Here is a 22,264-nt window from a genome sequence, read left to right on the forward strand (position 1 = left end):
TTCTATAAGTCTAAATAATTTATTTTGTTTTTTCTGAAGGGCCTGAGTCTGTAGCGCCGTCTTTAGGACTTTCGCCAGGGCCACTTCCTGTTCCTGTACCTCCTTTGTCTGTTCCGGACGAGCCTTTTGGGCTTTTATTAGTTGTACTGAAACCGTCTATTTTTGTAGTATCAGATTCAGTTTTTAGAGTATCGTCTTCAGTCGCCTGAAGCGTTTCAATTTTATCGCTGTATCCATCTTGTTCATTGTTTTTACAAGAAAATAAAATTCCTGTTACCGTTAAGGCAAAAACAAATATTATTTTTGATTTAAATAGAGTCTTCATACTATTAGATTTTTTTATTCAATTAAATCAAATTTAAAATTATGTACAATAATTCTTGTTACATAATTATGTCTTTTTTTTATACATCTTTTTTATAAAAAATCTTTGATTAGCATCTACAAAGCTATTCAACACTTTTGCATAGACTTTGAAATAATTGTAAGTTTATAAAATAGTAAAATCCTATTAAAAAGAATCATTAAAATATCTTCTCAAATATGCCTATTTATAACCATAACAATCATACAAAATTACAACTTTCCTATTACCTAAATCCAGATGTTCTCTTTTTGGCCAAAGACCTTTTAGGGAAAGTTCTTTTTACACAAATAAATGGAGAAGTAACAGCAGGTGTTATTATAGAAACTGAAGCTTATTTTGGAGTAACGGATAAAGCCTCACATGCCTATGGTGGAAGACGCACTAACCGAACCGAAACGATGTATAGTGAAGGAGGTGTTTCATATGTTTATTTATGCTACGGCATTCATCATCTCTTTAATATTGTCAGTTCAGTAAAAGGTGAACCTCATGCCGTATTGATACGAGGTATTGAACCATTAATTGGAAAAGATATTATGGAAATCAGACGTAATATGTCTGCCGTTAAAGCTGCCATTTCATCAGGTCCGGGATCTGTAGCGAAAGCGATGGGGATTGACAAATCTTTTAATCAAAAAGATTTAACAGGAGAAGAAATCTGGATTGAGGATTATAATATTCGATATAATTCAGACGAAATTGTTTCAACTCCTCGTGTTGGTGTAGCATATGCGCAGGAGGATGCGTTTTTACCCTGGAGATTCTTTATTAAGGACAACAAGTATGTAAGCAAACCCAACAAAACTATTCCATAAACTCAAGTACTACTCCACAACTTTTAAAATCCAAATATCTTAATTGAATATGCTTTTTGAGGTAGGGCAATTTTCTGAAAAGAAATTTATCTTTTGTGAAAAGAACATTTTTAACTTCACTTTCACGTTCAAAATTTAGTATTAAGGTATCAGAATTAGTTACCCACGTGAAAATTTCCTTTTCTTTTACATCTTCATGTTCTAAATATCCTTTTTTGTCTTTAAAAAATGTAAAAGAAAAACCTTTCGGAACTTCTTCTCTTTCACTACAAAACATACCGCAAACTTTCCATTTTCCTAAGATAATATTTTCATCGCTTTTTTCTTTATTTTCGGTAAAGAATAGCATAAGAGAAATTGAAAGTGCTAAAATATACATTTTCATAAAAAGCTATTTTTATATATTCTATTTGTTTTGGACATCAAAAGCCACGCGAAAGAATTCACACGGAAGCGGGGAAAGTTGTGCCAAATCTATTATGTAATATTTAATTATGTTGATTTCCAGGGGCAAAATAACCGATAACATCCTGGTAATCAAGAAGGTTTTGAATTAAATTAAGCCCATTCTTCGGATTTGCTAAATCATTCAAATACAAAACCATTTTTCCATTAAGCCTATTGCCAAAATTTGTTGTAGCGTGTGTTGGTGGCAGTTTTTATTTCGTCCGTTTTGCTTCTATCTTATTTCCATTCTGTAATAAAAACAAATTTGAAATTTCTCCTTTTTCATTCTTTTCAAACTGAATTTGTGCATCTACTACTTTGTAGAAAAATAACATTTCACTTTCTACAAATATTGGGAACGCATTTTGTCCTGTCAATTGTGAAAAAAGTTGGTCTTTATCTAATGAAATTTTGATTTCAAAATCTTTTTTAACTTCATAAGTCCCAACAAACTTTTGAAGTTCTTCAGTTGTAATACTAATTTCTTTTCTGATTTTTTGCACAGGTAATGGTTTATTATATAGAATACTTCTAATTGATTTTGAAGGAATTGAAACGTTGTTGTGATTTTGAAGTATTATTATTGTTTTATCATTTGTAATATGTCTTTCGATAAAAGTTACATAACCTGGCCACCCCCCACTATGGTTTGCAATTTTTCCAAAATCAGCATTGTATTCAATTCCCCAGCCAAAACCATAATTCCTTTTAGCCCCGTCTTTCAAAATTGCTACTTCAAAAATTGCTTCCATTCCTTCTTTTGTGAGTAATTTATTGGCATATAATGCTCTATCCCAAATCAATAAATCTTTTACAGTTGAATTAACTGTTCCGTCTCCAACAATACCATCAAGCCAAATAACCATTTTAGTTTCTTTCAATTCGTCTGGTAAAACATATTTTTTCAAACTATCTGAGTAAACATAACCAAAAGCATAATTGTCAATTTTCTTTGGCGATAATCTACGAGTGTACACAAAGGTATTTTTCATTTTCAACGGTTGGAAAATAGCCTTGTTTAGATAGTCAGCGTATGTCAAACCCGATGCTTTCTCAATTATTGATGCCAATAATGCATAGCCCGTGTTGCTATATTCCCATTTAGTATTTGGCTCAAATACTATTTTTGGTTGATGGTTACTAAATATATTAATTATGTCTTTGTTAGTAGCAATTTTAGATTTGTCAAATAAACTATCCATAAGCTTCATATAGTCTGGTAGACCTCCAGTATGATTTAATAAGTTTCTTATAGTTACACCTTTATAAAAAGAAAGTTCGGGTAAGTATTTTTTGATGTCATCATCCAAATTCAACTTCCCTTTTTCTTTAAGTATCATTATCCCCATAGCTGTGAACTGCTTTGAACAAGATGCCAATTCAAAAATCGAATTTTCGTTCAATTTATCTTTTTTTGTTTCGTTTGCAAGTCCAAAACTATGGCTATAAATAACTTTCCCCTTTTCTGCAATTAGAAAATTTCCATTGATTTTCTCTTTTGAATAAAGAGAATTGAGTAAACTGTCAATTTTTTGAATTCTGTCTTGACCAAATGTAAGATGTCCAATTAAAAGAAGTCCGATTGTAATTGATAATTTCATTTTTTATTTCTTGTTAATTAATGTAGGTGAGATGTCCCGCAAAATTGCCATCAACCTCAGTCTGTGAAAAAACTAAAATCTGCCTCTTGAGAATCCCATATTTGAGATTTTACTCCGGTGGCTCTCCGAATACTTTCTAAATTTGAAAAAGTTTTTTCACAGCCTGATGTTCTTGCACTACAGCGGGCTTGGGACTAAATTAAGCCCATCCTTCGGGTTTGCCACCCCAGCGATAGCGAACAGGCGAAGCAAATCATCCCAAATACAAAACCAACTTTCCATTAAGCCTATTACCCAAATGCGTTGTAGTAGCAGTTGGCGGTTCGGTTTTTTATATTCTGATTTTCACTTTTTCAAATTCACCATTTTTATTTTCTTTCCATTGATTTTCGCCAATTAAATAAAAATGCTTTTTTTCTTTTATAATTCTGTTTTCAAAATCCTTATTTTCAGAAATAAATCCTTTAGTTCTTGCAATTTCTTCCCACTTTCCATTTTTAAACGTCCAGACATAAATGTTATTCCACCAACCTTCGCTTGTCCTAGAAAAAATAATCATTTCATTTCCTTTGTCATTATTCAAATTTTCAGTTTTCATTATAACAAGACCTAAACTCTGGTCAAAACTGATTTCAGGAATATTTTTCGAAAAAGTAATATTTATTACACAATTTTTTCCTCCGCATTCAATTTCGCCCGTTTCCAAGTTTCGTTTTAGAGATACAAAAGCCGTATCGTTTATTTTGTCATTATTTACGTCTCCAATAAAGAATTTTTTATTTTCAGTTTCAATTTTTGCATTGACACATTCTTTGGTTTTAACTGCTTTAGAAATATTTTTTTTACTTTCTTTTTTCTCAAAATGATAACTTTTATTGTCTTCATTAAAAACCTTCTTAATTGATAATCCAAGCAAGATTGACAACATAATTATTCCACCAAATATGAATTGAAGTTTTTTACTCATCTATTTATTTTATTGCCATTTTCTGTTCTGCTAAACTGACCACCAACGTCAGTCTGTGAAAAAACTTCAGTTTTGTTGTAAACAAATATAGGGAAGTATTATTTTTAAAACAGGATTTTTCGTATTTTTAGTAATGCAACATATTCTAGGAATTTCCCGCCAACAAATGCGTTTTTCAAGTTTAGAAGATGCAATATCTGCCGATAATCAAGTACGTTTTATAGATGCTTTTGTAACATTTTTAGATTTGGAAAAACTTGGTTTTGCAGTTACTTCTATTAAATCAGAAGGTCGACCGGGCTATAATATCAAAATGTTTTTAAAAATCTATTTATACGGTTATCTTAACGGATTAAGAAGAAGTCGCAAGCTGGAAAAAGAATGTTTGAGAAACATTGAAATGCAGTGGTTGTTAGAAGATATTCGACCGAACTACCACAGTATCTCTGACTTTAGAAAGAATAATCCCCTTGCATTAAAGAACCTGTTCAAGTTGTTTGTTAGCTTCCTTAAAGATACCGATTTAATAGGTTGTCAAACCATTGGCCATTGATGGAACTAAAAGTCGTGCTCACAACAGTAAAAAAGCTAATTTTAATCAAAAGAAAATAGATAAACATTTAGAATATATTGAAACCAAAACCCAGCAATACCTTGATGCTTTGGAAGAAAATGATGCAAAGCAGAACCCTGAAAAAATCAAAAAACATCCAGCAAAAAATTGAACGTTTAAAACAAAACAAAATCCGTTATGAATTACTGGAAGAAAAGCTAAAAGCTAGCGGCGAACCTCAAATAAGCACTACCGACAGCGATGCCAGAGCCTTATTAGTGCAAGGGCAAGTGGTTGAAATCTCATTTAATATGCAGGCTGCAGTCGATGCCAAACACAATCTTGTGGTAGCCACTCATACCATCAACAAGAACGACCGCAGTGCCTTGTCTGCCATTGCAATAGAAGCCAAAGAAAATTTAGGAATTGAGACTTATACAGCATTAGTGGACAAAGGCTACCATAATGGCAAACAAATAGAAGTCTGCACACAAGCCAATATTACTACCATTGTAGCACAGCCCGAACAAGGAAAAAATAACGAAAAAGGCACAACTAAGGATTACCTGGTCGCCCGGTTTCGATACGATAAAATGACCGATACTTATACTTGCCCACAAGTTGAAATACTAAAAACTACTGGTAGTTGGCATAAAAAAACTACGGATAAAGACAGCTATAATTTTAAAAAGTACCGAACCCCAAAATGCAAAGAATGCCCTGTAAAACATTTATGCACAAGCAGGTCAGCAGGCCGGGAAATAGACCGCAGCCAATATGCCGATGCAGTTGAAGAGAACAACAAACGCTATGCAGAAAATCCACAGCTCTACCGCAAGCGGCAGGAAATTAACGAGCATATCTTTGGTACGATCAAACGGCAATGGGGCTATAATCACACCAATTTAACGGGATTGGAAAAAGTAAATGGAGAACACAGCTTAATTATGCTGGTGTATAACATCAAACGCAGTATCAATATACTGGGCGTACCGGATCTGATCGCAAAACTCCAAAAATGGAATTCACCCTACAAGGCAAAAGTCTTGTTTTTAATAAAAAGGAGGTATTTAAAGCTTAATACAACGTATATTTTTTATCCAATGAAATTTGCAGCCTAAAAAAAGTGATTCAATATAAGGCTTATTTGAATTGTAGTGTCGTTAATTTTTAAGGGAATAATGAAAAAAACGAGGTTTTTTCACAGCCTGACGTTCTGGTACTACAGTGGGTTTGGGACTAAATTAAGCCCATTCTTCGGATTTGCCAAATCATCCCAAATACAAAACCATCTTTCCATTAAGCCAAATACCCAAATCCGTTGTAGTGGCTGTTATGCGATCGCTTTTTATTTTATTATTTTCTCTTCTTTTAATACTTCAATAAACTTTTCACACTCACTTTTTGTTTCACCATAAATATGAATATAAAAAGAATGTTCATGCAACCAAATTCCTATGTTTATTATCAAATTTTCAGTGGAAATCCATTTATTAAATTCATCATTTGATGAATTATGAATAAAATAATTTTTAGTTAATTCATCAAAATGATTATTTTCTATTAAGCTGAAATAACCGGGATATTCATATTTTTTATTTTGATTTATTAAGTCAATGAAAGCATAACTCTCAATGAATTTTTCAAAAGAAGAATAAATAATATTTACAGTTTCATCATTATTATCATAGGTGCATATTTCTCCGCTTTCACTTATTACAAACCAAAATTGAGCAGTTTCATGGTCACCACAAAAAAAATAATATTTATTGTTGACTATTAAATACTCAATTTCTTCATTTTTTGAAATATTTTCCTTAGAAATTAGAAACGCATTAAATTTTGAAGAGTTTTTATTTTTAATTGTCAGCTCTAGCCCTGAAAAATCTATTTGAAATTCAATTATTTTTTCAAACTCTGGGATATTATGTCTTTTAAAATAATCAACTAATTTTTCCCGACTAACAATAAATTCGTTGTTTCGTTTTAATTTTGCTAGATATTTTGAAGCCTTATTTGAAAATCTCATTTTTATTCAGTTTCGTTCAGTCAAAGTGTCGCATAACGTTCTGGTACTACAGCGGGTTTGGGATTAAATTAAGCTCATTCTTCGGATTTGCCAAATCATCCCAAATACAAAACCAATTTCAAATTAAGCCAAATGCCCAAATTGCTTGTAGCGTGTGTTAGCGGTAGTTATTTTATCTTCATTTTTCAAAGTCATATGGGGATTTAATAAAGTCCATAATTGTCTGAGGAAATTTCTCTTGAATAAAATCCATATAATTCATTGCAAAAGGTAAAACACTGTCGTTATTTATCCCTTTATTGATGTTATTCCAAGTTGAAGGATAATATCGTGATATTGTCCCTAGAATAAAAGAAGATGAGTACATTGTAGAAATATCATTCAAGTAAAAGCCATTTTTAAATGGTGGAACTACACAAGGGTCGCCAATAACTTGAAATGCAGTAACCCATTGTTGACATAAGTTTGGAGTTTGTTCAGAATTGAATTTCACAATGCAAGAAGCATTACCTTCTTCATTTATCTCAATGCCTTTGAAGTAAGTTTCAGGAAAAATTTGGTCAAATAAACCTTTGTCGTATTTGCCTTGTATTTTTAATTTATACTTGTCGCCTTCTACTTTAAATTCGTTCATAATTCGGGATGGTACTTCAATATCCATCCAAGCTTTTACAGATTGTCTAAGATCAGGAAAACAATAAGCAATTTCTTTAAAACTAAACTCAACTTCTGTTGGAGGAATGTCAAAACTAACTTGCCAATTTATTCCACTACTACCTGCCCTGAAATAAGATTTATTATTTGTGACTTTTATTAGTTCGTGGAATGTTCCATTTGACGATTTCAATAATATGTCCTCTATCTTACCTGACTTACTGATATCTGACCAGTTTTTAATTTTCAGCCCGTGAGAAGGTGTGATGTTGTTTTCTCTTGCGTCTTTGTCTAAAATCAATATTAGTCCACGACTTAAGGCAACCATACCATAATATTGAAGTAATGGTCTAACTGAGATATCTGCATTTTGGCTTGAAGAAAAATACTCTCTTCCTTGAATAAATGCAGAATTTATTTCAAGTGCTTTGCTTGAATTTAAGCTGTAATTGTATTTTTTAGCAATAAATCTCTTTACGATGTCTTTGCTTTCAAACTCTTTCAAGAAATGCCAAATATCATTCATTCTTTTAATTTGTTGTTTTGTGGCTATATAATTACCGCTGACGTTCTGGCACTACAGCGGGTTTGGGATTAAATCAAGCCCTATTTTCGGATTTGCCAAATCATCCAAATACAAAACCATTTTTCCATTAAGCCAAATGCCCAAATCCGTTGTAGTGGCTGTTAGCCGTAGTTATTAATTTAAACAGTTTTCATTATATTGTTTAGTTCCTTCAGTTTGTTCCAAATCATTTAACTTCTTCAAGCATTGGCACATGTTTGTTTTATCATTCATGAGCGAATAAATTGATGCAACATTATATAAAGCATCGATTTTTCGATTATCAATTTCGTATGATTTCATAAAAAATTCAATTGCTTTTTCGTATTTTTTATTTTGATATGCAATTATACCATTCTGAAAATTTTCTCCTGAAGATCTTAAATCCTCCATTTTTATTCCATAAATTTTCTCAACATCGTCTATGTTATCGATATAGTAAAATATTGGAGAACCTTTATAGCCACCTCCTTTATAATTATATGATTCGCTTTTAATGACGAAAGGAATGTATACTTTGTTAAAGGCTTTAAAATCAGTTAAACTCCAATTATTGTATGTTTTTTCAATTGTTGTTTTGATGTATTCTATGCTTTTAGCATTTTCGATAACATTTTTATCATCAGTATTACTTATTTCGATTTCTAACTTTCTATTTTTAGGAAAAAAAATAATGTTGCCTATTAAATTAAAATTAGGATAATTCTTTTTCTTCAAGAAATTTTTATGTATTTCTGTTATAAGATTTTTATTTAAGGTTGGTGTAAAATGTTCATTTGCAATTAATATAGAATCATTTTTGTATTTGCTAATATAATTGTTCTTGATAATTGCAGAATTAACAAACCATAGCTTTTTTAGTTTATCATTTTCAGTAATACCTTTAATTCTTTCAACCACAATTAAAGTGTCTGCAGTCAATTTTGTAATCTCGTAGCCAGATTCCAATGAAGTTCGAATAAAATTATTTTCTAATTTATAATCTATGCAACTTTCTTCGTATGAATTTACTGGATCAGAATCCATACAAAGTTTTTTGTTTGAAATTTTCCACTGGTAAAATTTTGATGATGAAAAGGATTCTGAAATATTCTTGCTTCCATCAATCATTCTATTTTTTACGTTTACCCATTCACCTGTTAAATAATGGCTATTTATTTGGGAATTTACAACACTAGTTAATAAGAGAAAAATTATTGAAAAATATTTATGCATATTGTTATTTTATAATTCTAATTAACTTTTTTTTATGTTTTGAAAAGCAATTATTTGTAATTATTTGATTTTTCACAATTCAACTAAAATTCTAAATTTCTTCCGTTAGCTGAATACGTCAATTTTAGCTGAAAATATGTGGAATTACGGCTAACGTTCTGGCGCTACACGAGGTTTGGGATTAAAGATGCGAGGTTTTTCGGTTAAACACAAATTTCCCAATTGCAAAACTATCTTTAAATTCAGCCAAATACCCAAATCTCGTGTAACGGCTGTTGGCAGATGTAGTTTTATTTATTCTTATGGGAATTTCATATTCATTTCATTTAACTCAATTTCAACTTTCTTCCAAGCCGTTTTGTTCATTTTGGTTGTGTCTATTTCTTTTACCCAATTTATTTTAGGTAGAATTTTTCTCTTTTCTATTATTCTGCGTTTAAAACCTAATCCTCCTAAATCTCTCATTTGAAATTCAATGGTTTTATTTTCATCTGCAATATTTATATATTCAATCGATTGTGTTCTCCAAAAACTCAAATATGTCACACTATATAAACCTACACAAAGAATTCCAACAATGATTATTAAAACTTTAGTGGTTTTTCTGTATTTTTCTTTCAGTATTTTATTTAGTAAAAGAAGAAATGTTGAATATGTTGAGAAAATTAATATCCAATAAATTAATGGACTACTAATACTTAAATTAGAAAATCTATTTAGTAAAATAAGACCTGTTGAAATAATAAAAATTGTAATAAGTAATTTTTGTTTCATTTTCTTAGGTTTCGGTTCTTCAACTATATCTGCCAACGTCTTGGTACTACAGCGGGTTTGGGACTAAATTAAGCCCATTCTTCGGATTTGCCAAATCTTCCAAATACAAAACCAATTTCAAATTAAGCCTAATACCCAAATTGCTTGTAGCGTGTGTTAGCGGTTCGGGCTTTTGTCATTTGGCTGTCCATTCAATTTTAAGTAATGATATTTTTATCCACTGCTTAGTGATTAGTATTGTAGTTCAAATTCAATATGCTTGTGTTCTGATATAATTTTAAGAATAATGTCAAAAAGAGTTTGTCCGTTATTTTCAATTAATTCTTTAAGTCCGTTTTCGAAATGTTGAAGATTCACTTCGTCATCTTTCCAAAAAATGATTCTTTCTTCATACCATTTTTTCGTTGCATCAAGTCCTAAGTCTGTTTTGCTTTTTAAAGTATTTTTCCAAATCAATTTAATTGGTTCTCTGTATTCATAAACTCCAAACCCACCACGAAGCAAATCATTAAATGCATCTAAATTATGTCCTGTTTGCCAATTAAGGTCTTTGGTCAATACTCGGTCAATTTCGTCATAGAAACTTTCCAAGTCAGCAAAATTGTTTCCGTTTATTATGATTTTCTGTTTGTTCATTGTCGTTTTTTTCTCAGCCTGACCGCTAACGTTCTCGCGCTACAAGCAGTTTGGGACTAAATCAGCGTTATCTTTCGGATTTGCCAAATCTGCCAAATACAAACCAATTTTTCCATTAAGCCAATTCCCCAAATTGCTTGTAGCGTGTGTTAGCGGTTCGGCTTTTTTTCAAGTTGTTCATTTAGACAATTCTTTAATAATCTTTCCAAATCGTCAAAATCATATTTTAAAGTATTGGAAGTTATAGACAAAGGAGTTCCGTACATTTTTTCATTTGCAAGCATTAGTTTACGTCGAATTGATCCAACTCTATCAAGGTATTTGTCTGTATTATTTGTAAAAATCAGTAAAAATTTTGTCGACATTATTTGTTCAGTTTTAATTTCTGTAATGTCTGTCCAATTTATTAAACCAACACTTGATGCGTTTGTATTATCAGTAATTCCATTTTCGTCGACTGTTAAGCCAATTGTATTGTCAAACAATTTTATAATTCCATAAATACCTGCTAGACCAAAGAATAAAATACTTGCGATACCTGAAATTCTTATAAATTCTGGGCTTCGCATTATCGGTGAAATAAATTTTTCAGGATTAATTACAAAAAGCGTCCCTAATACCACAAAAACTAATGCTCCAAGTACTAACAAAATTATTTTAGTCTTGCTTAATGGAATTTCAATTTTATTCATTTTAGTACTATTATTTTAGTTCTTTTTTAGTCTAGTTTCGTTGTAAGCTGACCGCTAACGTTCTGGCACTACAGCGGGTTTGGGATTAAATCAAGCCCTATTTTCGGATTTGCCAAATGTTCCAAATACAAGACTAACTTCCCATTAAGCCAAATGCCCAAATCCGTTGTAGTGGCTGTTGTGTGTAGTTTATTTAACTATTATTGTTGGTGCTTTTTTATATGACTTTAATTGGTTTTCATTTCCAATAATCTCAACGTTATCATCAATATATAAAATATGCATCTGAAGTTTTAGATTGTTAGTGATATCTATTTTTTTTAGATTATTGTTATTTGCAATTACTTGAATTAACTCAGGATTTTTTGAAATATCTAAAGAGCTTAATTTATTATTATCAATTGTCAGATATTTAAGTTTCGTGAATTTGGTAATATTTATTTCTTCGATGTTATTGCCATTTAAACTAAGCGATTCCAAATTGGTGAATTTCTCAAGTTTGAGATTTTTTAATTTATTAAAACCACACCATAATTTGTTTAATGATGGCAAATTTTTTAATTGTAAAGACTCTAATTCATTTCTTGCACAAAATAAATCTTCTAAAAAAAAGTAGATTTTCAACTTTTAGAATCTTAAGATTATTATTAGTTAGAGACAAAGTTTTTAAATTTTTAAAATATTTAATCTCGGTAATATCACTGATGTTTTTTTTCATCAAATTCAAATCAGTTACTTTTTCCGCCTCGTCAACCTGAATTATTCCATCATTGTTCAAATCAATTTTTATTTTATTCTCAAAAAGAGCATTTTTAAAATTAGAATCTTTAAAGTCAATGTTTTGAGCATTAAGTTTAATAAAAGTAAAAATTAGGAAAATAACTAAAATGATTTGTTTCATTATTTTGGTTTTAAATTACACACAACGTCCCCGCGCTACAAGCAGTTTGGGACTAAATTAAGCCCAATTTTCGGATTTGCCAAATCTTCCAAATACAAAACCAATTTCAAATTAAGCCTAATACCCAAATTGCTTGTAGCGTGTGTTAGCGGTTCGGGCTTTTGTCATTTGGCTGTCCATTCAATTTTAAGTAATGATATTTTTATCCACTGCTTAGTGATTAGTATTGTAGTTCAAATTCAATATGCTTGTGTTCTGATATAATTTCAAGAATAATGTCAAAAAGAGTTTGTCCGTTATTTTCAATTAATTCTTTAAGTCCGTTTTCGAAATGTTGAAGATTCACTTCGTCATCTTTCCAAAAAATGATTCTTTCTTCATACCATTTTTTCGTTGCATCAAGTCCTAAGTCTGTTTTGCTTTTTAAAGTATTTTTCCAAATCAATTTAATTGGTTCTCTGTATTCATAAACTCCAAACCCACCACGAAGCAAATCATTAAATGCATCTAAATTATGTCCTGTTTGCCAATTAAGGTCTTTGGTCAATACTCGGTCAATTTCGTCATAGAAACTTTCCAAGTCAGCAAAATTGTTTCCGTTTATTATGATTTTCTGTTTGTTCATTGTCGTTTTTTTCTCAGCCTGACCGCTAACGTTTTGGCGCTTGGCGAAGAAGCGGATTTCGAAGCACTAAACTGTCTGCCATCACTGAACTTACTACGAAGAAAAAAGCTTCTTTTAAGCACTGAACCCGCTTTTTTGCCAAACGCCTGTTAGCGGTTCGGCTTTCTTGTCTTTCGATGTTAAAACCTTGATAGTAATTCATCTTCTTCGTCTGGTTTGTCATAAGCATCAGCTTCTGTTAAATGTCCGTCTTGGTCGCTTATCCTTGTTAGTTTCTTACCTTGTCTAAATACTAATTGAAGTCCGTGTTCTTGTTCCCAGTCACATTCACAAGCTATGAAAACATAAATGTCTTGGTCTTTGTAAGGTCGTCTTGTAACATAAATTTCTGTCGGCTGTATGAAATTCCAAATTTCGTTTTTGTTTTTAATCTGTCTTAACGGTTCGTCTGCTTCATCATATTCAACAGCGTCCAAAAATTCCATACAGTTTTTATATGCTAATTCAGAAATTAAATTTCGGTCGTGCGAGTTTAGTTTCAAAAAATTTGTCAAAGCTTGGTCTGCCTCGTCAATATATGTCTTGTCGTGTTCGGGTTCAAAATCCATAAAGGTTATCGTCAACTTGTCGTTGTCGAAAAATGGAATTGCTACCTTTTCACTTTTCCACCAATCAGGAAAACTTTCTTCTTGTTTAAGTCGTCCGATAATTTTCGATATAATTTCTTTGTTCATTTTGTCCGTGTCGTTTTTTTAAGCTGACCGCTAACGTTCTCGCGCTACAGCGGGTTTGGGACTAAATAAAGCTCTATCTTCGGATTTGCCAAATCTACCAAATACAAAACCAGCTTTCCATTAAGCCAATTGCCCAAATCCGTTGTAGCGTGTGTTAGCGAATGTTGCGACACGCTTGTTGAGCACGAACGAATTGACATTCCAATTATCGATTCCAATTGCGAAAGTTTTTCCGCCTTTTGATTTCCGCTTCAATTAGTTTCTACTTTTTTTAAAATTCAAAGTTTAGAAACCGATAATTAAACCTCAAAAAAAATCGCCAAAAAAATTCCGCTTTCGGTTTTCCGTAAAGCGATTCACGTTTTGCTTTTCCGCAACAATTAAGCATCGAATTTCGGCTTTGATTTCGCTCAGCTCGGTTTCTGTTTCAATAAATTCTTATCGTGCTAAAATCCCTGATTAAAATCGGCTGTTCCTCGTTAACGGAGCAATGTTCGCTAACGTTCCTGCGCCTCTAGCTGTTTGCAACTTATGAAACAGAGTATTTTCGGCTAAACGAAAATAGGAATTAAAAACGATAATTCCACTAAAGTTGCAAATAGCTAGAGACGTATGTTATGGTGTGTAGCGACACGATTGTTAAGCACGAAAGATTTTACCATTCCAATTATCGATTCCAATTTCGGCAAGCTTTTCCGCCTTCCGATTTTCCGTTCCAAATAGTTTCCGCTTTGAACTTCAGTTAATGCTCAAAAAAGCGATAAAAAATTCCGCTTTCGGTTGTCCGAAAACCGGTTCAAGTTTGTTTGTCCGCAACAATTAAGCAGCAATTTTCAGTTTCGATTTCGGTCAGCTCAGTTTCAGCTTCATTATATTTTCCGAACTTAAACGCCAGATTAAAATCAGCTGATCCTCGTCGGCGGAGCTATACACCATAACTTACTTATACCAGTCATAAAATGGCTTCAATAAACTTATTTTGTGTTCGCTTTGTGCCATAAATTGGCTTTTTTTGTTTTAGCGAATATAGGAAAAACTTTGATAAATCTTAACAAATTTTATTATCCCAGGGAACTTGGATACCGTTCAGCCTAACAATTGTTTTCAATTTCAACAAACAGATTATTAACATTAAAAGTTCATATAAAACCTAAGGCCCTAGCCCTGATTACTATGACATAAACAAGTTAATAAATCTTTTTTTTTAAAATTCAAATTAGTTTTATTTTAAGACACAGCAAGTCTGCAAATAAGAGTTTCACAAAAGGTTTTATATCTTACTCGTTGATACTATTTATCCCTGATAGGATTTATGCTGATTTTCTAACCTCAAATGTTTTGTTATCTCTAATACATGCACATATACGATGTACTATTTTATTTCTGACATTGTTAATTACGAGCATTTTATTTTTTCCTTCTTGTACTTTTCTTTTAAAGTATTCTTTCATTTCTGGGTCGTGATTAACTGCCGACAAGGCGCACATATGTAATTGCTTTTTAAGCTTTTTGTTAGCCATATGATGAACTTTCGGCCTTAACCTTATGCTTTTGCCTGAAGTATGTTCAAAAGGCACGACTCCTGCGTAACAAGCCAATTGTCTTGGCATTGAATAGGTTGTGAATTCATTTGTAAAACAGATTAGATATAGAGTAGTTACTTTACCAACTCCAGGAACTGAAATGGCTTGTGAATAAATCTTGCTTAAGTTTTCATCTTCTTTTATAAATAAATCTAATTGTTTTTCTATTTGCTTTAAATCAGAAGTAATTCCTTTTATAGTTTGCTTTTGAAATTTATCAGAAAGTTCAGATACTTCCGGGTCTAACGATTTCATTTCTTTTGAATTGCGTATCAAAGAAGCTTTGGTAAGAATTAGTTTTTCCCTTAATGACATTAGATTTCTGATCTTTTCAACGGTTCGGCTGGGAGCTTGATAAATGATAGCTTCCTGCTGATTTTTCATTGCATAAATAGCAATTCTTTCTGCATCAATTTTATCATTTTTACCTCTTTGAAGTCCCATACTCCTTATGATTTTCAAAGACATTTCTACCCAAAGAGAATAATTAAAACCCATTAAATATTTAATGATTAATTTTCCATACATACCCGTATGTTCTAAGCAATCAAGAGTTTGCTGATTTGTAGCACCTTGTTTTTTAAGCCATTGATTTAATGTTTTTACTCCTTTGGAATCATTTGCAAATTGATTGTGAATTGGTTTTTCTTTTGCTCCATTCAGAATTAAAACTGCATCAAAATATTCCTTGGATACATCGATGCCTAGAAAATGTTTAAATTTGTTCATAAGAAAATGTTTTAAAAATTAGCAACCAACTTATTGAATACATTCATATCCTTGATAATAGGCATTAAATCCTTAATTACTATTCTGAATCTTATTCAATAAAACTGACAAAGTCCTAATCAGGGCATAAGTAGCAAACTTTGATAGAAGAGAAGGTTCACTTTGTCAGTTTGGTTGTTGATTAAAATTACTTTAAATCTTCCTAACAAATCTAAAGGATAGAAGCGACATCCTTTTGTGGCGTCCCGATAGCTATCGGGACGCCACAAAAGATACAGCGGATAGCAGGAAACAGCTTCTAATTCAAAAACTCAAAATTCATAAAACAAAAAAAGCTGCTCCGGGGCAAGGTAGAGCAGCTTTTTACAACTAAATAATTTGCATTACTTAATTGGTTGTATTCCTGTATGTGTTGGAGTTGCCTGTTTGATGGTACCGTCTGAATTGAATTCTAATTTATCGATGCAGACTTCGCGGTGAAAACCTCCGGCTCTTCCCATTTTTATTCCGGTTGGGTAGGAGAATCGGTGGTAGGTGATGTACCATTCGTCTTTGTTTGGAATTTGTAAAACCGAATTATGACCTGTTGCATAAATTCCCTGATCCGGGATTCCCTGAATTACGATGTTGTTTTCGGGAATTTCAATTGGCCCCAAAGGCGATTTTGAAGTTCCGTAACGCACTTTGTAATTCGGACTTCTGGTATCGTCTTCGCTCCACATGAAATAGTAGGTTCCTTTTCTGTAAATGATGTAAGTCCCCTCGCGGAATGTTTTGTCTACTTTAATCAGTTTTGTATCGCCTTTGAATGAAATCATATCGTCATTCAATTCGACTACAGCCATATAGCCGTTACCCCAGTACAAATAACTTTTGCCGGTTTTAGGATCTGTAAAAACATCAGGATCGATTTCCTGACCGCCTTTTGCACCTTCTGGTTTAGTAGCTACCAATGCTTTTCCGCTGTCTTTGAACGGTCCTGCCGGATTATCGGAAACGGCAACGCCAATTTTTTGCGCTGCGGTGAAATAATAGAAATACTTGTATTTGCCTTTTACCTTTTTCTCCACGATACAAGGCGCCCAGGCATTTCTGTTGGCCCAGCTTACGTCTTTTGGAAGATCTAAAATTACGCCTTCGTCTTTCCAGTCGATCAGATTATCTGAAGAGAAAGTCTTAAAATAATTTCCTGACCAGTCGTTAAAACCATCGCTGGTTGGGTAGATATAATATTTTTTGGTTTTGTTTGAATATAAAATGTCAGGATCGGCATAATAGCCTTCTAAAACCGGATTGTTGTTTATTTTTGGAAACTTGGCCGGCATTCCCCATTTGGCAACCAGTCTTTTCAATTCGGAACGCGTGATAGGCAAAATAGTTCCGTGACGCGGTTTGAAATCCATCGCAATTTCATCGTCAATGGCTTTGAAATTTTCTAAATCGGTACTTCTTGTAAACTGATATCTTCCTTTTTTGTACACATCATACATCAAAATATAATCATCGGAATTGTTGAGTTTAAAAACGCTTGAACCTTCAACAGATTCTTTGGTCTGCTGCAGGTAATTGTCGCTTTCTGTCCATTTTCCGGAAGTCAAATCAGTTGTTGTGGCTACTTTAATTCCTGCATTTTCTGTTTCGGTTTTATAGAAAAGATGGTAAACGCCGTCTTTTTCAATAATATCGCCGTCAATACAGGATTTTTCAGATTTTGGAACAAACAGTAATTTTGGCGTACTTTCTAAGCCTGTAAAATCCTTATTGGCGTAGGCATAATAAATTTTATCCGTACCGTCTCCATGTTTCATACTAAAGTAAATCAGATATTTTCCGGCTTTTGCATCGTAAATAGTCTGTGGTGCCCAAACACGTTTCAGGTTTTCATTTCCGGAAAATGCGGTTTGAATATTTACAATACTGCTTTTCCAGTTTACAAGATCGGTACTTTTTAGCAACACCATCGCACGGTTGCTGTCCCATCCTTTTGAAGAAGTCATATCGGTCAAAACCATATAGAATGTTTTGCCGTCATCGCCTCTCAAAATATGCGGGTCACGAACTCCTCCGGTAGAACTGATTACTTTGCTGTCGATAACAGCTTTATCGTTATTGAGGGCATGATAATGATAACCATCCGCACTAATGGCGTAATGAACCGCCTCATCTTCTACCCTGTTTCCTGTGAAATACACAAATAAATAAGCGGTCAAATCTTTACCGGCAATAACTGGCGGTGTTCCTGCTGGTGTATTCTGAGCCTGTAAAAGATTAAAAATCGCTAAAAATAATACAAGGCTAAATTGTGTTTTTTTCATTATTCTGTTGAGTTTAATTACACTGTTTTAAATCAAAATTTAAAATGTTTCATTTAAAAGTACTTTTTCGGTTGCTTTGACGCGGATTACGGCAAATGAATACGGAGGCAGCTCTTTTGAAAATGCTTCTTTAACATTCATCTTTTGAACCACCGGTCTGGCAGTTGTATTTTCGGGAGTTCCTGACAATACTGTATAACTGGCATTTTCTGCTGTTCCTAAATTCGTAACTGCTATTGAAGGCGTTAAGGCAACCGGAAGCACATTTACCAGTTTTATAATCAAATCGCCTGTAGCCTTATCCTGAACTGCAGAAACACCAATTCGTTTGTTGACTTCATTATTTGAATCAGATAATTTTACCGTGTTTTGAAGGTAGAAGTCACCCGGATTCTGTCCGTACAACTGCTGTACGAAATAGTTGACTGTTGGTTTTACTTCATGTCCATTGAAATAAATCAAGTCTGTATTCCATTGTACATGCTTTTCACGGGCCAATAATGGTGCGTAAGATGCCATAGCCACCACATCTCCATTTCTTTCAATACCCGTAAGATATAGTGCTTCTGCCAGGGCGTTGTAAAATTTGTTTCCCCACGAAGCATATTCTCCTAAATATACTTTTGATTTTGAACGGTCATAACCATCATAGAAATTCTGATTATTGATAAACCAACCCGGACTTTGGTAATAATGTTCGTCAACAATTGGCAGTTTCAGATCATTGGCTATTCTCCAGCCTTCGTTATAATCGGTTCCTTCATTGAACGGGCCAACAGTACCAATTACAATGATTTCAGGGTATTTTTGCTGAACGGCTTTTACAATCATTCGGTAACGCTCTTCGAAAACATCACTAATTAAGTCTTCATTCCCAATTCCGACATACTTTAAGTTGAATGGTTTTGGATGACCAGCTTCGGCACGTTTTTTACCCCAAACAGTTGTTGTATTTCCATTTGCATATTCAATGAGGTCCAGAACATCCTGAACATATTCGTCCATATCTTCCATCGGAATACCAAATTGCTGTCCGGCACCTCCGTCAGATGAATTCTGGCACGGAACTCCGGCAGCTAAAACCGGAACAGGCTCTGCTCCCAGATCTTCACAAAACTGAAAATATTCGAAATAACCTAATCCCATTGACTGGTGGTAATTCCAGATATTTCTTGACGGAATACGGCTTTCTAAAGGGCCAATTGTATTCTTCCATTTGTAAATATTATGAATCCCGTCTCCGTGCGCTACACATCCACCCGGAAAACGTACAAATTTCGGGTGCATATCCGCAATGGTTTCCGCCAAATCTGAACGAAGGCCATTTCTACGGTTTTTGAAAGTTTTCTGAGGAAAAAGGGAAACCATATCAACCGCAGTTTCACCATTTGTACTGATCTCTAAATGAGCATCGGTTACCGTTTTTGATGATTTTAGAACAGCATTCATTTTTTTCCAGGATGCATTCGGACTTATAGTGGCTTCTGCCAAAGTTTCTCCCCCGGAACTTTTTAGTTTTATAGTAAATTTGTTTCCTTTTGCGAAAACGCTAAAATCGTATTTTTCATTGGCTTTCAAAGCAATTCCGTCAAATCCGGTGTTGTTGATTGTACCTTTTGTAACTACAGCATAATTCGGATTATTTTGATGAATTGGATTTTCTTTCGAAATTTTGAAATCACCGCTCCATGCCATCGTTGCATTCCATTTGTCGTCCCTGCCTTTTTTATCGCTAACGGCATATTCGAAGTCACGGTTTTGGATCAATTCTGCATACAAACCGCCATCTGCAGCGTAATTGATGTCTTCGAAGAAAACACCGGTAAGCATGTTGCTGATTTTTTTTGACTGTTGTCCATTGATGGTAATTTGGGCTTTTACAGATTTTAAACCCGTAAATAACAAACTATCACTTTTGGGGGAAGTGCTGTTCTGTTTATCCTTAAATTTTACAGCTTCCATCGTTTTGGTCAGCATTTCGACCGTACTCCAGTCTACTTCAGTAATTGTTCCTTTTTGAATATCGCCTTGTAAATTAACTTCAGCCAATTTAGCGGATGTGCCAGTATATGCTTTTGTTTCTGTATAATTTTTAAAATCTTTGGTCGTACTATAATATGTTTTATTATTTACAATCCAATGAATACTGTATTGACCGTCTTTTTTAGCTACAGTTATATTTTGAATAACCGGTTTTTCATCGCCGCTTTTAGTTATATTTTTCATAACCGGAATATAACGCTGGCTTTTCCAGTTGATCAGGTCTTTGCTTGAAGCATGGGCAATAACATCATCTTTTACGCTCCATAAACAATGAAAAATTCCGTTGTCATCTTTTATCAAAAAAGTTTCAGACATACTTTTACCAGTTGGTCCCCAGCTTCCGTAATCTGATTTTAAGAAACTATGCTCAGGACCAATGCCAAACCAGTTTTTATGATCAGTGCTCCACGCAAAATGAAGTCCGTTTTTACCATTGTTTTTTACTGTCGAATACCCAAAAAGATATACTTTTTCAGGTTTTTCAGCTTTGGATTTAAAACCTGAAAATAAAAAGACTATGAGAAAAAGTACAGAAAAACTTAAAATATGATGCTGTAAAGACTTCTTCATTATTATTTGGTTTTTAATTTATAAAGCACAGAACTGTGAGGTTTTAATGTTGCAGAAATTTCTTTAGAAGAAATTTTCAGATTTTCACCTGTCCACATATTTATACCTCCATTAAATCCCGGAATATTAAGATCAGAAAGATTTACCGATACCTTTTCTTCTGCCGAATCTGAAATATTGAATAAAGCCAGATACACGCTTCCGTCTTTAGGATTTTCTGAAGTCACGGCAATTTTTCCGTCTTTATGAAAAAGCTGTTTTACATTCGTGCTTTCGTTGTGCATTTTTACTACTTCTTTATTCGTTAATAATGATAAAGTAAAGGCATCATTACTTGGTAAATCCCCGCCAAAGAATAAAGGCGATTTAAAAATATTAAAGAATGTAATCAGTGTATATTGTTCGTCTTTTGTCAAACGCGTCATTCTGTCTTCTCCACGTTCTCCTCGAACCGAAATACGTCCTAACGGAATCATATCGCAGTCCGGCCATGTTCCCGGAGCAATATGCGGGTACCATTTTTGAGCCACATCCATTAAATGCGTAATATGAGGCCATGTATCCCAAACGTCATCGACCATTCTCCACATATTGGCATGTTCTTTTACGTGCGCAGCAGCCGAAATTGGTGTTTCTCCAGGTGAAGTACTCAACACAATTTTACGTCCGCATTTATCGATTGCATTTCTGATTAAGTTGATTTCTCCTTCATGATACGGTCTTGACAAATCGTCAATTTTAATGAAGTCTACACCCCATTGTGCATACAATTCAAAAATAGAATCATAATATTCCTGTGCTCCCGATTTGTCTGCCAGAATTGTATAGTTATCTTTTAACCATTCGCACTGTAAGGCTGTAGTATAAATCTGATTAGCAGTAACACCGTTTGCGCCTTTAATTGGCATTTTTTCTTCAACCGCTTTTTTAGGAATTCCACGCATGATATGGATTCCAAATTTCAATCCTTTTTTGTGAATATAATCTGCTAAAAGTTTAAAGCCCTGTCCGTCTTTTGCAGAAGGAAAACGGTTTACAGCCGGAAGATAACGTCCGTATTGGTCAATTACGTAACGTGGATCTTTTTGGTTGTACCCTCCTGCCTTATCATTTTCTACAAACCATCTGATATCAACTACAACATATTCCCATCCAAATTTCTTCAGGTTTTTTGCCATGTAATCAGCATTGGCTTTTACTTCATGTTCTTCTACGGTTGGCCCGTAACAATCCCAGCTGTTCCAACCCATTGGAGGCGTTTTCGCCCATTGCTTGAATTCACCTTCTTTAAAAACTGCTTTTTGAGCATTTGAAAAAAATGATGTTAAAAAAATCCCTAAACCGAATATAATTATGCTTTTAATTTTCATATCAGTAAAAAAAATAAGTGTTAATAGTACACTTCAAATATAATAAACTTTTTATCATTACAAAAAATAACCTGCTTAC

Annotated in this window: 21 protein-coding genes; 3 read left to right on the forward strand and 18 right to left on the reverse strand. The window is 33.3% G+C overall.

What is annotated here, in order from left to right:
- Positions 1-19 precede the first annotated feature (19 nt).
- On the reverse strand, positions 20-325 hold the full coding sequence (locus DMB68_RS08070; RefSeq protein ID WP_110346092.1) for a hypothetical protein: 306 nt from the start codon (positions 323-325) through the stop codon (positions 20-22).
- A 218-nt stretch (positions 326-543) separates the two neighbouring features.
- On the opposite strand from DMB68_RS08070, the gene DMB68_RS08075 reads away from it, so the two are divergent.
- Positions 544-1,182 (forward strand): DNA-3-methyladenine glycosylase, encoded by a 639-nt coding sequence (locus DMB68_RS08075; protein WP_110346093.1) that lies wholly within the window; start codon positions 544-546, stop codon positions 1,180-1,182.
- Here the strand turns inward: DMB68_RS08075 and DMB68_RS08080 are convergent.
- From DMB68_RS08080 to DMB68_RS08090, 3 genes are all read right to left on the reverse strand, one after another.
- Positions 1,172-1,567 carry a hypothetical protein gene (locus DMB68_RS08080; RefSeq protein ID WP_124019405.1) on the reverse strand — a complete coding sequence of 132 codons (396 nt, stop codon included), beginning with the start codon at positions 1,565-1,567 and terminating at the stop codon, positions 1,172-1,174. The two genes, DMB68_RS08075 and DMB68_RS08080, sit on opposite strands and share 11 nt — an antisense overlap.
- Positions 1,568-1,841: 274 nt before the next feature.
- Complete coding sequence (locus tag DMB68_RS08085; RefSeq protein WP_110346095.1) at positions 1,842-3,230, reverse strand: serine hydrolase; 1,389 nt, start codon at positions 3,228-3,230, stop codon at positions 1,842-1,844.
- A 331-nt stretch (positions 3,231-3,561) separates the two neighbouring features.
- Positions 3,562-4,197 carry a hypothetical protein gene (locus DMB68_RS08090; protein ID WP_110346096.1) on the reverse strand — a complete coding sequence of 212 codons (636 nt, stop codon included), beginning with the start codon at positions 4,195-4,197 and terminating at the stop codon, positions 3,562-3,564.
- Positions 4,198-4,330: 133 nt separating this feature from the next.
- On the opposite strand from DMB68_RS08090, the gene DMB68_RS23625 reads away from it, so the two are divergent.
- Positions 4,331-4,750, forward strand: coding sequence for a transposase (locus DMB68_RS23625; protein ID WP_231131609.1), 420 nt, complete (start codon positions 4,331-4,333; stop codon positions 4,748-4,750).
- Positions 4,751-4,854: 104 nt separating this feature from the next.
- Positions 4,855-5,871, forward strand: coding sequence for a transposase (locus tag DMB68_RS23630; protein ID WP_231131627.1), 1,017 nt, complete (start codon positions 4,855-4,857; stop codon positions 5,869-5,871).
- Between the two features lie 227 nt (positions 5,872-6,098).
- Here DMB68_RS23630 and DMB68_RS08100 read toward each other — a convergent pair whose 3' ends face one another.
- From DMB68_RS08100 to DMB68_RS08165, 14 genes are all read right to left on the reverse strand, one after another.
- Positions 6,099-6,779 carry a hypothetical protein gene (locus DMB68_RS08100; protein ID WP_110346097.1) on the reverse strand — a complete coding sequence of 227 codons (681 nt, stop codon included), beginning with the start codon at positions 6,777-6,779 and terminating at the stop codon, positions 6,099-6,101.
- A 178-nt stretch (positions 6,780-6,957) separates the two neighbouring features.
- Positions 6,958-7,959, reverse strand: a complete 1,002-nt coding sequence (locus tag DMB68_RS08105; protein WP_110346098.1) for a YaaC family protein — start codon at positions 7,957-7,959, stop codon at positions 6,958-6,960.
- Positions 7,960-8,133: 174 nt separating this feature from the next.
- Complete coding sequence (locus DMB68_RS08110; RefSeq protein WP_110346099.1) at positions 8,134-9,213, reverse strand: hypothetical protein; 1,080 nt, start codon at positions 9,211-9,213, stop codon at positions 8,134-8,136.
- Positions 9,214-9,513: 300 nt separating this feature from the next.
- Entirely contained in the window at positions 9,514-9,987 is a 474-nt protein-coding gene (locus DMB68_RS08115; protein WP_124019406.1) for a hypothetical protein, read from the reverse strand.
- Between the two features lie 231 nt (positions 9,988-10,218).
- Complete coding sequence (locus tag DMB68_RS08120; RefSeq protein WP_110346101.1) at positions 10,219-10,623, reverse strand: barstar family protein; 405 nt, start codon at positions 10,621-10,623, stop codon at positions 10,219-10,221.
- 149 nt (positions 10,624-10,772) lie between these two features.
- Positions 10,773-11,315, reverse strand: coding sequence for an STM3941 family protein (locus DMB68_RS08125; RefSeq protein ID WP_110346102.1), 543 nt, complete (start codon positions 11,313-11,315; stop codon positions 10,773-10,775).
- Positions 11,316-11,504: 189 nt separating this feature from the next.
- Positions 11,505-11,939, reverse strand: a complete 435-nt coding sequence (locus tag DMB68_RS08130; RefSeq protein WP_110346103.1) for a leucine-rich repeat domain-containing protein — start codon at positions 11,937-11,939, stop codon at positions 11,505-11,507.
- Between the two features lie 497 nt (positions 11,940-12,436).
- Positions 12,437-12,841, reverse strand: a complete 405-nt coding sequence (locus tag DMB68_RS08140; protein ID WP_110346105.1) for a barstar family protein — start codon at positions 12,839-12,841, stop codon at positions 12,437-12,439.
- Between the two features lie 179 nt (positions 12,842-13,020).
- The gene (locus DMB68_RS08145) at positions 13,021-13,575 is read right to left on the reverse strand and encodes a DUF6985 domain-containing protein (RefSeq protein ID WP_110346106.1); all 555 of its coding nucleotides are present in this window, start codon (positions 13,573-13,575) and stop codon (positions 13,021-13,023) included.
- A 120-nt stretch (positions 13,576-13,695) separates the two neighbouring features.
- On the reverse strand, positions 13,696-13,830 hold the full coding sequence (locus DMB68_RS23730) for a hypothetical protein (RefSeq protein ID WP_262510113.1): 135 nt from the start codon (positions 13,828-13,830) through the stop codon (positions 13,696-13,698).
- A gap of 1,055 nt (positions 13,831-14,885) precedes the next feature.
- Positions 14,886-15,887: an IS110 family RNA-guided transposase gene (locus DMB68_RS08150; protein ID WP_110346107.1), complete on the reverse strand. Its 1,002-nt coding sequence runs from the start codon at positions 15,885-15,887 to the stop codon at positions 14,886-14,888.
- Between the two features lie 383 nt (positions 15,888-16,270).
- On the reverse strand, positions 16,271-18,202 hold the full coding sequence (locus tag DMB68_RS08155; protein ID WP_110346108.1) for a family 43 glycosylhydrolase: 1,932 nt from the start codon (positions 18,200-18,202) through the stop codon (positions 16,271-16,273).
- Positions 18,203-18,241: 39 nt separating this feature from the next.
- Positions 18,242-20,815, reverse strand: coding sequence for an alpha-L-arabinofuranosidase C-terminal domain-containing protein (locus DMB68_RS08160; RefSeq protein ID WP_110346109.1), 2,574 nt, complete (start codon positions 20,813-20,815; stop codon positions 18,242-18,244).
- Between the two features lie 2 nt (positions 20,816-20,817).
- Positions 20,818-22,185: a glycoside hydrolase family 27 protein gene (locus DMB68_RS08165; protein WP_110346110.1), complete on the reverse strand. Its 1,368-nt coding sequence runs from the start codon at positions 22,183-22,185 to the stop codon at positions 20,818-20,820.
- Between the last annotated feature and the right edge of the window lie 79 nt (positions 22,186-22,264).

The organism is Flavobacterium hydrophilum (assembly GCF_003202405.1).
GTDB classification, from domain to species: Bacteria; Bacteroidota; Bacteroidia; order Flavobacteriales; family Flavobacteriaceae; genus Flavobacterium; species Flavobacterium hydrophilum.

Excerpts from the sequence above, each read along its gene's own strand:
- DMB68_RS08085 (WP_110346095.1), bottom strand. The coding sequence starts at position 3,230 with ATGAAATTATCAATTACAATCGGACTTCTTTTAATTGGACATCTTACA.
- DMB68_RS08125 (WP_110346102.1), bottom strand. The coding sequence starts at position 11,315 with ATGAATAAAATTGAAATTCCATTAAGCAAGACTAAAATAATTTTGTTA.
- DMB68_RS23630 (WP_231131627.1), top strand. The coding sequence starts at position 4,855 with ATGCTTTGGAAGAAAATGATGCAAAGCAGAACCCTGAAAAAATCAAAA.
- DMB68_RS08110 (WP_110346099.1), bottom strand. The coding sequence starts at position 9,213 with ATGCATAAATATTTTTCAATAATTTTTCTCTTATTAACTAGTGTTGTA.
- DMB68_RS08075 (WP_110346093.1), top strand. The coding sequence starts at position 544 with ATGCCTATTTATAACCATAACAATCATACAAAATTACAACTTTCCTAT.
- DMB68_RS08140 (WP_110346105.1), bottom strand. The coding sequence starts at position 12,841 with ATGAACAAACAGAAAATCATAATAAACGGAAACAATTTTGCTGACTTG.
- DMB68_RS08155 (WP_110346108.1), bottom strand. The coding sequence starts at position 18,202 with ATGAAAAAAACACAATTTAGCCTTGTATTATTTTTAGCGATTTTTAAT.
- DMB68_RS08145 (WP_110346106.1), bottom strand. The coding sequence starts at position 13,575 with ATGAACAAAGAAATTATATCGAAAATTATCGGACGACTTAAACAAGAA.
- DMB68_RS08100 (WP_110346097.1), bottom strand. The coding sequence starts at position 6,779 with ATGAGATTTTCAAATAAGGCTTCAAAATATCTAGCAAAATTAAAACGA.
- DMB68_RS08115 (WP_124019406.1), bottom strand. The coding sequence starts at position 9,987 with ATGAAACAAAAATTACTTATTACAATTTTTATTATTTCAACAGGTCTT.
- DMB68_RS08160 (WP_110346109.1), bottom strand. The coding sequence starts at position 20,815 with ATGAAGAAGTCTTTACAGCATCATATTTTAAGTTTTTCTGTACTTTTT.
- DMB68_RS08105 (WP_110346098.1), bottom strand. The coding sequence starts at position 7,959 with ATGAATGATATTTGGCATTTCTTGAAAGAGTTTGAAAGCAAAGACATC.
- DMB68_RS08070 (WP_110346092.1), bottom strand. The coding sequence starts at position 325 with ATGAAGACTCTATTTAAATCAAAAATAATATTTGTTTTTGCCTTAACG.
- DMB68_RS08080 (WP_124019405.1), bottom strand. The coding sequence starts at position 1,567 with ATGAAAATGTATATTTTAGCACTTTCAATTTCTCTTATGCTATTCTTT.
- DMB68_RS08120 (WP_110346101.1), bottom strand. The coding sequence starts at position 10,623 with ATGAACAAACAGAAAATCATAATAAACGGAAACAATTTTGCTGACTTG.
- DMB68_RS23625 (WP_231131609.1), top strand. The coding sequence starts at position 4,331 with ATGCAACATATTCTAGGAATTTCCCGCCAACAAATGCGTTTTTCAAGT.
- DMB68_RS08150 (WP_110346107.1), bottom strand. The coding sequence starts at position 15,887 with ATGAACAAATTTAAACATTTTCTAGGCATCGATGTATCCAAGGAATAT.
- DMB68_RS08090 (WP_110346096.1), bottom strand. The coding sequence starts at position 4,197 with ATGAGTAAAAAACTTCAATTCATATTTGGTGGAATAATTATGTTGTCA.
- DMB68_RS08165 (WP_110346110.1), bottom strand. The coding sequence starts at position 22,185 with ATGAAAATTAAAAGCATAATTATATTCGGTTTAGGGATTTTTTTAACA.